Below are 12,862 nucleotides of genomic sequence, written 5' to 3' on the forward strand. Positions count from 1 at the left end.
ACCGGCTCAACAGTCTCTGATGTTTAACCTGCAAAAACGGACGAGCTATGAAATCGCATAAATCCCTGCACGCGCTGTTCGGCGCGGCCATCGCCTTGTGTTCGCTTTCCTTTACCACCGTTGCTGTAAGTCAGGACAATCCTTACGGCCTGCTCTCTCCCGGCCATCTGCGCGTCGCCAGCGTTGGCGACGCCAAACCCTATACCTTCACCGACGCCAGCGGCCAGTTCACCGGCTTTGATGTGGAGTTTTTCAAAAATGTCGCCCATCGCATGGGTATCGATCAGGTGGATTTTGTCGGTCAGGATTTCTCCGCCATTCTGCCTGCGGTGGCGAATGGCCAGTTTGATGCTGGCGTCGCCGCCATCGGGATCACCCCGGCGCGCGAAAAAACCGTCGATTTCTCCACCGGCTATCTCGCCGGTTATTTGACGGTGCTGACGCGCAGTGACAGCGGCGTTAAGGATGTCGCCAGCCTGGCGAAACATCGCCTTGGCGTGATTCAGGGGACATTGCAGGAAAGCTATGCGGTGCAGCACTTCACCCAGACGGACATCGTCCGTTTCCCGGATAACAACACCGCCGTCTCCGCGCTGAATAACGGCACGCTGGATGCGGTGTTCCTTGATTATGAAGCGGCGAAAAGTTATGCCGAGCGCTTCAAACTGGTCTCCGCCGCGGATATCCCCTCGTTCAATGCGCCTGCGGGCGTCGCCATCGCCAAAGACAAATCCGCATTCAAAGCGGCGCTGGACAAAGCCATCAAAGCCGCCATGCAGGATGGCACCTGGAAACAGCTGTATCAAAAGTGGTTTCCCGGCTCGCCCATGCCAAAACAGTATCTGCCTGACGGCCAGTAGATCACACTTTCAACCGGTGATGGGCTTGCTCATCACCCGCCATGAAGGGAGACGCCGATGGACGTCCTGACAATTCTTTCCCGTACCTTCTTTGATATTCCGTCGATGATGGAGGTGTTGCCGCAGTTGCTGGCGACCGGCCTGGTCAACACCCTGATTATCTCACTTGCCGCCACCCTGCTCGGCACATTGCTGGGACTGCTGCTCGCGCTGCTGGGGATCTCCCCGTCACGCTGGGTACGCCTGCCCGCACGGATGTATACCGACCTGTTTCGCGGCCTGCCGTCGATTCTCACTATTTTGCTGATCGGTCAGGGATTAGCGCGCTTCAGTTATCAACTGTTTGGCCCGTCGCCCTACCCGCTGGGTATTTTCGCCCTCAGCCTGATTGCCAGCGCCTATATGGGGGAGATCTTCCGGGCCGGGATTCAGAGCGTAGAACGCGGCCAGATGGAAGCCTGTCGTGCACTCGGTATGAGTTATAGCCGGGCGATGCGGCTGGTGGTGATCCCACAGGGGATCCGCCGTGTGCTGCCCGCCATTGTTAACCAGTTTATCGCCATCATCAAAGATTCCTCGCTGGTGTATCTGCTCGGGTTGATGACTAACCAGCGTGAACTGTTTCGCGTCGGCCAGGATGCAGCGGTGCTGACCGGTAATCTGTCGCCGCTGATGCTGGCCGGGTTGTTCTATCTGATCATCACCGTGCCGCTGACCCATATGGTGAACTACGTCGATGTGCGTTATCGCACCGGACGCCGTCGCCGCAGCGCGCCACAAAGCGGTCTGAAGGAAGTGGAGGAAGTGCAGAAACCCACGAATAACGCGCTGTTCAGCAGCCTGGGAGGCAATCATGACTGAGGCAAGCTGGAAAGGTGCCAGCCTGGAGTTGCGGAATTTGTCACTGGCTTATGGTCCGATTGAGGTGTTGCGTCGGGTATCCCTGACAGTGGCTCCCGGCACCACCACCTGCATCATCGGGCCGTCCGGTTCCGGTAAATCCACCCTGCTGCGCGGCATCAACCGACTGCACGAGCCACAATCCGGCGATGTGTTGCTGGCCGGACGCTCGGTGTTGCGTGACAAACCCGATGCCCTGCGCCTGCGGATTGGCATGGTGTTTCAGCATTTCAACCTGTTTCCCGATCATAGCGCGCTGGAAAACGTGGCGCTGGCCCCGTGGAAAGTGAAAGGTTTGCCAAAATCCCAGGCGATGGCCATCGCCCGCCAGCGCCTGGACGAAGTGGGACTGGGCCAGCGTGCCGATCATCATCCGCGCGATCTGTCTGGCGGTCAGCAACAGCGCGTGGCGATCGCCAGAGCACTGGCAATGGATCCGGAAGTGATGCTGTTTGATGAAGCTACGTCGGCACTGGATCCCGAGCTGGTGAAAGGTGTGCTGACCCTGATGGCGGATTTGTGTCGGCGCGGTATGACGATGGTGGTGGTGACGCATGAGATGGGGTTTGCGCGCAAAGTCGCCGATCAGGTGGTGTTTATGGACGAAGGCGAGATTATCGAAGCAGGCAGCCCGGCAGCGCTGTTTGATAACCCGCAGTCGCCGCGTCTGCAACGTTTTCTTTCTGAAGTGCTGTGAACAAGGAATCCAACATGGCGGTAAAAAAAGTGGTGGTAATGGGTGGCGGCGTGCTGGGCGTGTCCAGTGCACTGCAACTGGCGCAACGCGGCATCGCGGTGACGCTGGTGACAGAGGCTGCGTTATGTTCCGGCGCATCGGGGCGTTCGCTGTCGTGGCTCAACTCGGCAGGGGAACGATCAACGGCCTATCATGCGCTGCGTATGGCGGGTATCGACCGCTACCGCACGCTGTTTGCCCAAGATCCGACGCGTGACTGGTTGCGCTTTGATGGCGCGGTGTTCTGGACCACGGGAGATGGCACGGCTCTCCGGGCGCGACATGCGTATGAAAAAGCCCACGGCTATGACTCACATCTTGTTAGCTGTGACGATCTGCCACAAATCAAACCCGATGCATTTAGCGGAGAAGCGATTATTAATCCGGGCGAGGGTTGGGTCAGTTTACCCGACCTGATGACTTATCTGGCGGATAAGCTCCGGGGACTGGGTGGCGAGATTATCGAGGGAGCCGGACCGGCTCAGGTGGTTACCCACGAAGGCCGTGCCTGCGGTGTGCGTTGGCAAGGGGGCGAGTTAGCGGCGGATGCGGTGCTGGTGGCCTGCGGTCCCGCCACGCCAGATGTGGTGGCCCCGTTGGGTGTACAAATCCCCAATGGTTCGCCACTCTCGATGTTGGTGATCACCCAACCTGCGGGGCAAAAATTAACTGCTGTGTTGAACACGCCGCGCGTGGCGGTACGTCCTGATCCCGGCAACCGGCTGGCACTGGATCATGACTGGTATGAACACGACATCCAGCCGCTTGCCACCGGTGGATTTACTATCGATGAAAAGGTGGTGCAGCAACTGGTGGGTGAAGCGAAAAAACTCCTGCCAGACGGTGCGGATTTGCAGGCGCAAAGCTGGAAGATCGGTTACAAACCGATTCCTGGCGACGGTGAACCGGTGCTGGGCGAGTTGCAAAAGGTGCCGGGTTGTTTTGTCGCCTTTACCCATTCCGGGGCGACACTGGCGTTGATCGTCGGGGAGCTGCTGGCGGAGGAGATCGTGAGCGGCGAACAGCACCCGATGCTGGCCACCTTCCGGCCAGAACGTTTTAGCTGATTGATGGTGCCATGCGCCACTACCCGTTGGCAGCGCGGGGTGGCGCGTCATGTTATTCCTCCCGGTCAAGCAAGAATTGCCGGGAAAAATCTTCACTACGCTGCATCGCATCAGCAACTGGGGTGTGGACCATCTGTCCCGAAACAAAATCAAAGGTAGCCATAGCAGGTACGTTTTCCACCATCAATGGTTTCAATGGGGTTGTGGGATCAGCGAACCAGCAGAATTGCGTCTTCATCTCAGTGACAGATGTTTGAACAGGTAATGAAGAGGGGAGCATAGGGCATCTGTCAGGCGCTGTTTCCGGAATTTGCAGCAAAGAAGGGTTTGGATTGCATTCAGATAAAGGACCGGAATTAACCTTTGGTTCGCGATTAGGCTCATCCTTTTTCAGAATGGCAGTGTGGTGATCATAAAGCGCAAATTCTATCCCTGATTGCGTGGCATACAGAGAAATCAGGCCACATGTCATATCGCGACGACCATCACGCAAAAGGAGTTTTTGTAACTGTTCAACGGTTATTTCCGACGGGCAACCACTGTTTTGCAGGCGGAAACTGAAATCAAGAGATTTCACGCTTTCATCGCTGAATAACGCCTTCTTTTTCTCGTACCACAGTTCCGTATTTTTGGGGATAATTGTGTTGGCGATCATATGACTAAGTTCAATATCCGTCCACGTCATACTTTCTTTCAGGTTTCTCAATGCAAATCTCAATTGTTCTTTGGAAAAATTCAAGGCCGAGAATTGAGGATTCAACTGCATCAACACCAGTTTAGTTAAATCACAATTTATCAATTTATACGTTTCGAGGAAGGACTTTATGCCTGCAATTTGCGCCTCATTTGCAGGCTCCCACATTTCCATCTCTTGCTGCATCCGTTGAGTTAATGCATTCCGTACCGTCGTATCGGACACACCAGATGTTATTATTTTATTCAGAACCTCTGTCATTTTACTTTGTTTTAAGACTTCTATCGCATTGAAATTAAAAGGGGATAAAAGTTTACTGACGATATCTACTCGATGAAATTTTTCACCCCTTTGAATTCTCTTTTCAAGAATAGCCCACCGCGCAGGAACAATTTTTTTAATTTTCCTCAGCAGGTTATCCGTAATCATTTTATACTGGTTTCTGTAGTTATCTGATTTGATCCAATTGTAAGAATTACTTTTTCCGGAATTTTGTCGCTTAGTATTGCTGTGAAGCGTTCTGTCGGTGTTTATACTCCTTTTAATGTAGCCAGTACCTTCATGTTTCAGCTGAGTATTAGGTTTTATGAAAAGATGAACATCCGCGCTGCCATAGTTAACTTCCATATCGATTTCCTTTCATTTCACATTGGTATAATCCCCTCAGGTTAATTTTAAGATGAAACCTTCACATTTGGTAACTTTATCCCTTCTGTCAAACATGCCACGCGATCACATCACATTTGTATTAAGCTTAAAAATGTGATCAATATCTCACTTAAAGTCAGGAGGAAGGGATGAATGGTTTATCTCGTCGTCACTTTATCGGAGCGTTGTCCGGCCTTGCATTGAGTGCGCCTGTGCTGTTCAACCGCTATGCCAGCGCTGCACCTGCGGCAGACAACGTCAAACTGCTGCGCTTAGAACGCAACAACTGGGTGCCAAATAACCCCCATCTGCCGGTTATTTTTTATCAAGGCGTGTTACCCCCTTCGCCTGCAATGACGGCCCCAACCGAAAGTTTATTTGAGAACAACGACTGGCCGCCGCAGTGGGTCGCGTCCATTTTCAGCTTTCATCATTATCACAGCACCGCCCATGAAGTGCTGGGGTGCGTCAGCGGTCATGCGAAAGTGATGTTGGGAGGACCAGGAGGTGAAGTTATCACGATGACGGCAGGTGATGTCGCTCTGCTCCCCGCCGGCACCGGGCATTGTAACCAGGGCAGCAGCGAGGATTTCCAGGTAGTGGGGGCCTATCCGCCCCATCAACAATGGGATATCTGCCGCACGGCACCGACCTCAGAGATGTTGCAACGTATCAGCCGGTTACCGTTCCCGGAGAGCGATCCGGTTAGCGGACGTCATGGTCCCCTGACACAGAGTTGGCAACAGGGGTAAAGATATCGGGCGAAAAGTCAAACAGAGGAAGGATATACCACCATGAAAAACTATACAAAAGTATAGTTTTTTGTTTTTTTAACATGCACACTCGTTCATGATCAGTTAAAGCCAAGGGAAAAAGGTATTTCATTTTCAAAGGTAAAGTAGATAAACATTGAAGGGTTGTAGCTTAAAGGCTACATTAGAGATAATTGAAAACGATAAAACACTATTTAACACCTGGCGGCAGGGACCTGTACGCTGACTTTTTCAGCAAAATTCGTGATTCAATTGCCAAAGCAAAAATTGCATCCCGCGTTAACCGAATGGCTACGGGGAACTTTGGTGATCATAAGCCCTGCCGTGAAGGAGTGTGGGAACTCAGAATCGACCAGGGAGCGGGATATCGTGTTTATTACAGTATCGTTGATGGCGAAGTCGTACTGTTACTTCTGGCTGGAGACAAACGCACTCAGGATGCAGACATCAATGCAGCAGTCAGCTGTCTGAAAGATTATTTATCGAGGTGACAATGGTTAAGTCCCGTTTACATGATGACGCAATGGTTGAGATCCTGCGTGACGATCCCTCTTTTGCCCAGGCATACCTACACCAGGCATTCCTTGATATAGATGAAGAAGGTGGCCAGGAGGCTTTTTTGATGGCACTGCGTCATATTGTTGAGGCCCGAGGGGGTATGGCGACCATCGCAGAGAAAGCGGGAGTTTCGCGCGAGACACTATACAGAACCCTATCGCCAGCAGGTAATCCAACCTTAAAAACGTTGCGTAGTGTGGTTAATGCAACCGGTTTCCAATTTTCTCACCTGGCATGTAACTAATACCAGATATGGCATGGCGCAATTCCTTGCGCCACTTGTATTACCCTTTAATTAACCGCTGGCGACGCAGCCAGATCAGTTTATAAGCCGCAGGGATGATAAACAGCGACAACAGCGGCGCGGTGATCATGCCGCCGATCATGGGCGCAGCGATACGGCTCATCACCTCCGATCCCGCCCCACTCCCCCACAGAATCGGCAGCAGGCCCGCAATGATCACCGCAACCGTCATCGCTTTCGGCCGTACACGCAGCACCGCCCCCTGATACAACGCTTTATCCAGCCCTTGCTGCGTGAAGGTGGTCGGGTGAGCCAGCGCAGGATCCGCCTCGATGGCATGGCGCAGATACATCAACATCACCACACCAAATTCCGCCGCCACCCCGGCCAGCGCAATAAACCCGGTGCCGGTCGCCACCGACAGATGGAATCCCTGCCACCAGAGAAACCAAATGCCGCCCACCAGCGCGAAAGGCAGGCTCATCAGGATCAGCAGAGCTTCATCAACGCGGCGAAATGCCAGATACAGCAGGATAAAGATAATCATCACCGTCATCGGCACCATCAGTTTCAGCTTCTTGTTGGCATGTTCCAGCAACTCAAACTGACCGGAGAAGGCGACGCTGGTGCCTGGCTTCAGCGTGACCTGCCCGGCAATCGCGGTTTTAAGATCCTCCACCACGGAGACCATGTCACGACCACGGGCATCGATGTAGATCCAACTGGCGGGTCGGGCATTCTCAGTTTTCAACATGGTGGGGCCAGTAACCACCCGGACATCCGCCACATCTCCCAGGGTGATTTGTTGTTTCATCGGGGTGAGGATCGGTAACTGCCGTAGCGCTGCCGGGCTATCGCGGTAACCTTGCGGGTAGCGCATGTTAATCGGATAACGCGCCACGCCTTCCACCGTTTCACCCACCGTGGTGCCACCAATCGCTGAAGAGACAAATAACTGTACATCGCCCACCGTCATGCCATAACGTGCCGCTTTTTCCCGATTGATATCCACATCAATGTAACGCCCGCCTTGCAGACGTTCCGCCAGGGCTGACACCACGCCGGGCACGGTTTTTGCCACCGCTTCAATACGCTGCGCGCTGTCATCGATATCCGCAAGCGACGTGCCGGACACCTTGATGCCTATCGGGCTTTTAATCCCGGTGGAGAGCATATCGATGCGATTGCGAATCGGCGGCACCCACAGGTTTGCCAGGCCTGGCAGGCGCACCCTGGCGTCCAGTTCATCGATAATTTTGTCGAGGGTCATGCCTGGCCGCCACTCGCTTTCCGGTTTCAGTTGAATCGTGGTTTCCACCATCTCCAGCGGTGCCGCATCGGTGGCGGTTTCCGCTTTACCGGTTTTGCCGAACACCGAGGCCACTTCGGGTACGGTTTTGATCAGTTTATCGGTAGTCTGCAACAACGCCGCCGCCTGTCCCGGTGACACGCCCGGCAAGGTCGAAGGCATATAGAGCAGATCGCCTTCGTTAATTTTTGGCAGGAATTCCCCCCCTACCTGACTTAGCGGCCACCACACGGTCAGGATTGACAACGCGGCCGCCACTAACGTCAGCTTCGGCCAGTGCAGCACCTTCAGCAGCAGCGGGTGATACATTTTGATCAATACCCGGTTAAGCGGGTTGCGGGTTTCCGCCGGGATTTTGCCTCTGATCCACAGCCCCATCAGAATCGGGATGACGATAATCGCCAGCGCCGCCGCGCCAGCCATCGCATAGGTTTTGGTAAACGCCAGCGGGCCAAACAGCCGCCCTTCCTGGCCTTCAAGGGTGAAAATCGGGATAAACGACAAGGTAATAATCAGCAGGCTGATAAACAACGCCGGTCCAACTTCGACGGAGGCATCGGTAATCACCTTCCAGCGACTTGCGCTGTCGATGGGCGTGTCCGGGTGCTGATGTTGCCACTCTTCAAGCCGTTTGTGGGCGTTTTCAATCATCACAATCGCCGCATCCACCATCGCCCCCACCGCAATGGCGATACCGCCCAGCGACATGATGTTGGCATTCAACCCCTGGAAATGCATCACGATAAAGGCGATACACAACCCGAGCGGCAACGAGATAATCGCCACCAGCGCCGAGCGCACATGCCACAGGAACAACGCGCACACCAGCGCCACCACCAGAAATTCCTCCAGCAACTTGTGGCTCAGGTTATCGATGGCACGATCGATCAACTGGCTGCGGTCATAGGTGGTCACCACCTCAACCCCGGCGGGCAGGCTGTGTTTCAGGGTAGCGAGTTTTTCACGCACCGCACCAATCACCTCACGCGCGTTTTTGCCGGAGCGCAGGATAATCACTCCGCCAGCCACTTCGCCTTCACCGTTAAGTTCAGCGATACCTCGCCGCATTTCCGGTCCAGTCTGTACCCGCGCCACCTCACCCAGCGTGACCGGCACCCCGTTGGCGGTGGTTTTCAATACGATATGATTGAAGTCGTCCAGGGTTTTCAGGTAGCCACTGGCCCGCACCATATATTCCGCTTCGGCGATTTCCACCGAGGAACCGCCCGCTTCCTGATTGGAGGCTTCAATCGCCGATTTAACTTCCGCCAGGCTGATACCGTATTGCGCCAGTTGCACCGGATTGACCTGAATCTGGTACTGCTTCACCACCCCGCCCACCGAGGCAACTTCCGCCACATCCGGAATGGTTTTCAGTTCGTATTTCAGGAACCAATCCTGCAAGGAACGCAACTCGGCCAGATCGTGCTTACCGCTGTGATCCACCAGCGCATACTCATAAATCCAGCCGACACCGGTGGCGTCCGGGCCGATCTCGGAACTGACGCCAGCCGGTAATTTTCCCTGCACCTGGTTCAGGTACTCCAGCACCCGGGATCGCGCCCAGTACAGGTCGGTACCGTCAGCAAAAATCACATAAACATACGAGTCGCCAAACTGTGAAAAACCGCGCACCGTTTTCGCGCCCGGCACGGACAGCATGGTGGTGGTGAGCGGATAAGTGACCTGGTTTTCCACAATCTGCGGTGCCTGGCCGGGATAGCTGGTTTTGATGATCACCTGCACATCAGAAAGATCGGGCAAGGCATCAACCGGGGTGTTGATGATAGTCCAGCCGCCCCAGAGGCTGAGAAACACCACGCCCATCATCACCAGAAAGCGGTTGGCGACCGAACGTCGGATAATCCATTCAATCATGGTCGTGCTCCGCCTGACGCATCCGCGCCAACGCTCCGCTGATATTGGCTTCCGAGTCAATCAGGAAGAGTCCGTTGGCCACAATGGATTCCCCTTCCTGCAACCCGTCAGCAATGCCGGTTTGTTGCGATGTGGCCTGCAACACGCGAATGGCTTTCGGCACAAAGCGCCCCGCGTGATCCACGGTAATCACGCGCTGTTCATCACCGGTATCGATCACCGCCTGGGACGGGATCAGCAACATCTCGTCGCTTTGGCTTTGCAGTTGCAAAAACGCATTCATGCCGGGTTTCAGCAATTCATCACGGTTATCCACTTGCAGGCGCACCTGAAGCGTGCGCGTGGTCTGATCAACACTCGGCAAAAGGGTCCATTTTTCGATCCTGAACGAGTGGTTCGGATAGGCCGGCACCGACACGGCAAACCGGGAATGGTCGTTCAGCAATCCGGCGACCGCTTCCGGCACCGCCGCGCTGATCCATACCGGGTCCATGCCCTGAATCTGTGCGACCACCTTGTCTTTCGAAATGTTCATGCCGCTGCGCAGATCAAAGGCGGTAATCACGCCATCAATCGGCGCTTTGATGGTGAAACGGGTCTGAATGCTGCGCGAGGTGCGTAAACGCTGGATATCTTCTTCCGGCATTCCCGCCAGACGCAAACGCTCCAGAATTCCTTTCACCTGGGTTGTCGACCCACCGCTACTGGACAGCAACAAATATTCGCTCTGCGCCGTGACCCATTCAGGAATAGTAATATCGATCAGCGGTGTGCCTTTTGGCACCTTATCGCCAAGGGTGAGCGGGTATACCTTCTCCACAAACCCATCGGCGCGCGCCTGAACAATCACAAACTGATAATCGTTAAAACTGACGTTGGCCGGAAGGGTACGGCTATATTGCAGGCGACCTTTGCTGACTTGTACCGTCTTCATGCCAAGGTTCTGCACCTGCACCGGATCAATACGGATACCGTTGCTGTTTGCCGCGTCGCCCTCATCGGCGTATTTCGGCACCAGGTCCATATCCATAAAGGGAGACTTACCCGGCTTGTCGAATTTCGTATCGGGTTTCATCGGGTCATACCAGAATAAAACTTTGCGCTCTGCTGTGGGAGAAACGGCTTTTTCGCTGGTGGTAAAATAAGGGAAAGCTGCTGCCACGATCAGCCCGCCGATTATCAAACCACCGAGAGCCACAGCAGCATATTTATAGGTTAACGATGCCATGATGTGATTATTCCGTTGTCCGTAGCGGCTCGATATTTAAACCCCGCGCGATAAATCGCGCCGCTACGGAGGGTGTTATCCAATATTGATGCTCTGCAACAGCGAAATATTCCCCTGCTGAATAAACGAGAAGCTGACCGGGCTACCCACCTTTAAGGCATTGATGCTGTCGTCCTGAGTGGTAAAGGTAAAGCGCATGGTCATGGCAGGCCAGCCAAGTGCCGGGATCTCTTCATGAGCGATGGTGATTTTTTTATTCACCAGATCAATCTGTTTGACCACGCCGCTGGCGTTAATGACCTGCTGCGCTATGGCGGCGTGCTGCTCACTCGCCTGCACACCGGGCAGCAGCATTAACGGGAAAATACTGAATAAAGCAACGTTAATAAACTTACGCATAATATTGACTCCTGATGATATGAATTAAAAAGTTATTCTGTCCAGCCGCCGCCCAGGGCGTTAAACAGGTTGATTTCATTTACCTGGCGGGAATATTGCAAATCCAGCAGGGTTTGTCGGGTGGAAAATAACGAACGTTGTGCATCCAGCACCTCGATATAACTCACTGCTCCGCTGGAATATAATCCACGCGCCCGTTGCAAAGTTATTTCCAGCGAGGACAGGTAGCGCTGCTGCGCCGCCATTTGTTTTTCGAGGCTGTCGCGCAATGCCAGGGCATCGGCCACTTGCTTAAACGCGGTTTGAATTTTTTGCTGGTAATTCACCACCGATTGTTGCTGACGCACATCCGCAACGGCCAGGTTGGCCTGATTACGTCCGGCGTTAAAAATCGGCACCTCAATTTTTGGGATAAAATTCCACATCCCACTGCCAGCGGAGAACAGATTGGTCAAATCCGTACTGCTGGTGGAAAGCTCGCTGGTCAGGCTAATCGACGGGTAGAATGCCGCTCTGGCCGCGCCGATATTGGCGTGAGCCGCCATCAACTGGTGTTCGGCTTCCATCAGATCCGGGCGCTGGCGCAGGATCTCGGAGGAAAGATGCGCAGGAAGCGTTACCGGATGAAGTTCGGTTGTGCCGGGCGGCATGGCTGGCAGGTTTTGTCCACTGCCCAACACCAGTTGCAACGCCGTCTTCGCCTGCGCCAGTTGTCCTTCGCGCGCAGCCATCTCCGCCCAGGTGCTTTCAATCAAACCACGCGCCTGCTCCACTGCCAGGACGCTGCTACTCCCGGTCATCAGCTGTTGTTCAACTAACGCATAAGATTGCTGATAATTTTGCAGCGTCTCGCGCGCGATATTCAGTTGTTCGTCAGCCAGTTGCAGGCTGAAATAATTCTGAGCAACGGTGGCTACCAACAGGATATGGACCGCACGCTGCGCTTCCTGGCTGGCAAGGAAGTTTTGCCGATCGGCTTCGCTGAGGTTTTTCAGCTTACCGAACAAATCCAGCTCAAAACTCAGGTCAATCCCGGCCTGATATTGCCTTTCCGTGACACTGTCACCTTTTATGCCTCCGCTGTAACTCGCCTGCGATGCGCCATTCAGCTGCGGGTAGCGATCGGCATCGGTGATCCGATACTGCGCGCGCGCCTCCTGCACTTTCAGGGTCGCCATGCGCAGATCGCGGTTATTGCGCAGCGCTTCATCAATCAAACGCTGGATCTGCGGGTCAGAAAAAAAGGTGCGCCAACCGCTATCCTGATAACCACGGTTCTGTGGCACCAGGCTGTTGCCTGACAGCGAAAATTGTTGCGGGATCGGCAGTTCAGGTGCCTGATACTCCGGTGCCAGCGAGACACAGCCCGCCAGTAACAAGGTCGCGGCCACAACGGTCAGTTTCAATTTGTCCATGATGTTTTCATCCGCCGCGCCGCGACGAATACCTGCAAGATATAATGGCGGCCACTGTAACCGGCTGACTCTGTTGGCAGGGTGACAGGTGAATGACAAAGCTGTCATTTTCAGATGAAGTCGTTGATATCGCCCTTTGGCCGCTTAGAATGA

General features: G+C 54.2%; 12 protein-coding genes. 7 read left to right on the plus strand and 5 right to left on the minus strand.

Translation table 11 applies throughout. From position 1 onward, the window contains the following. The first annotated feature begins 47 nt into the window (after positions 1 to 47). From CTZ24_RS23605 to CTZ24_RS23620, 4 genes are read left to right on the plus strand one after another with little or no spacing between them, the layout of a single operon-like run. Positions 48 to 860, plus strand: a complete 813-nt coding sequence (locus tag CTZ24_RS23605) for an ABC transporter substrate-binding protein (protein ID WP_208726858.1) — start codon at positions 48 to 50, stop codon at positions 858 to 860. A 57-nt stretch (positions 861 to 917) separates the two neighbouring features. Then, positions 918 to 1,721, plus strand: a complete 804-nt coding sequence (locus CTZ24_RS23610; RefSeq protein ID WP_208726859.1) for an amino acid ABC transporter permease — start codon at positions 918 to 920, stop codon at positions 1,719 to 1,721. Next, positions 1,714 to 2,457: an amino acid ABC transporter ATP-binding protein gene (locus CTZ24_RS23615; RefSeq protein ID WP_021185444.1), complete on the plus strand. Its 744-nt coding sequence runs from the start codon at positions 1,714 to 1,716 to the stop codon at positions 2,455 to 2,457. The genes CTZ24_RS23610 and CTZ24_RS23615 overlap by 8 nt, the downstream gene beginning before the upstream one ends. A gap of 14 nt (positions 2,458 to 2,471) precedes the next feature. Beyond that, entirely contained in the window at positions 2,472 to 3,563 is a 1,092-nt protein-coding gene (locus tag CTZ24_RS23620; protein WP_208726860.1) for an NAD(P)/FAD-dependent oxidoreductase, read from the plus strand. 52 nt (positions 3,564 to 3,615) lie between these two features. On the opposite strand, the gene CTZ24_RS23625 is transcribed toward CTZ24_RS23620, so the two are convergent. Then, the gene (locus tag CTZ24_RS23625) at positions 3,616 to 4,884 is read right to left on the minus strand and encodes a hypothetical protein (RefSeq protein ID WP_208726861.1); all 1,269 of its coding nucleotides are present in this window, start codon (positions 4,882 to 4,884) and stop codon (positions 3,616 to 3,618) included. A 170-nt stretch (positions 4,885 to 5,054) separates the two neighbouring features. Here CTZ24_RS23625 and CTZ24_RS23630 point away from each other — a divergent pair, with 170 nt between their 5' ends. From CTZ24_RS23630 to CTZ24_RS23640, 3 genes are all read left to right on the plus strand, one after another. Further along, positions 5,055 to 5,657 carry a cupin domain-containing protein gene (locus tag CTZ24_RS23630; RefSeq protein ID WP_208726862.1) on the plus strand — a complete coding sequence of 201 codons (603 nt, stop codon included), beginning with the start codon at positions 5,055 to 5,057 and terminating at the stop codon, positions 5,655 to 5,657. Positions 5,658 to 5,851: 194 nt separating this feature from the next. Next, positions 5,852 to 6,169, plus strand: a complete 318-nt coding sequence (locus CTZ24_RS23635) for a type II toxin-antitoxin system RelE/ParE family toxin (RefSeq protein ID WP_208726863.1) — start codon at positions 5,852 to 5,854, stop codon at positions 6,167 to 6,169. A gap of 2 nt (positions 6,170 to 6,171) precedes the next feature. Then, positions 6,172 to 6,480, plus strand: a complete 309-nt coding sequence (locus CTZ24_RS23640) for an addiction module antidote protein (RefSeq protein ID WP_208726864.1) — start codon at positions 6,172 to 6,174, stop codon at positions 6,478 to 6,480. 40 nt (positions 6,481 to 6,520) lie between these two features. Here the strand turns inward: CTZ24_RS23640 and CTZ24_RS23645 are convergent, their stop codons facing one another. From CTZ24_RS23645 to CTZ24_RS23660, 4 genes are all read right to left on the minus strand, one after another. After that, positions 6,521 to 9,667, minus strand: a complete 3,147-nt coding sequence (locus tag CTZ24_RS23645; RefSeq protein WP_208726865.1) for a CusA/CzcA family heavy metal efflux RND transporter — start codon at positions 9,665 to 9,667, stop codon at positions 6,521 to 6,523. Then, the gene (locus CTZ24_RS23650; RefSeq protein WP_208726866.1) at positions 9,660 to 10,895 is read right to left on the minus strand and encodes an efflux RND transporter periplasmic adaptor subunit; all 1,236 of its coding nucleotides are present in this window, start codon (positions 10,893 to 10,895) and stop codon (positions 9,660 to 9,662) included. The genes CTZ24_RS23645 and CTZ24_RS23650 overlap by 8 nt, the downstream gene beginning before the upstream one ends. Before the next feature lie 75 nt (positions 10,896 to 10,970). Beyond that, positions 10,971 to 11,249 carry a copper-binding protein gene (locus CTZ24_RS23655; RefSeq protein WP_244634087.1) on the minus strand — a complete coding sequence of 93 codons (279 nt, stop codon included), beginning with the start codon at positions 11,247 to 11,249 and terminating at the stop codon, positions 10,971 to 10,973. A 77-nt stretch (positions 11,250 to 11,326) separates the two neighbouring features. Beyond that, the gene (locus tag CTZ24_RS23660; RefSeq protein WP_208726634.1) at positions 11,327 to 12,709 is read right to left on the minus strand and encodes a Cu(I)/Ag(I) efflux RND transporter outer membrane protein; all 1,383 of its coding nucleotides are present in this window, start codon (positions 12,707 to 12,709) and stop codon (positions 11,327 to 11,329) included. Between the last annotated feature and the right edge of the window lie 153 nt (positions 12,710 to 12,862).

Origin of the sequence: Pantoea phytobeneficialis (assembly GCF_009728735.1) — a bacterium.
Taxonomy (GTDB): domain Bacteria; phylum Pseudomonadota; class Gammaproteobacteria; order Enterobacterales; family Enterobacteriaceae; genus Pantoea; species Pantoea phytobeneficialis.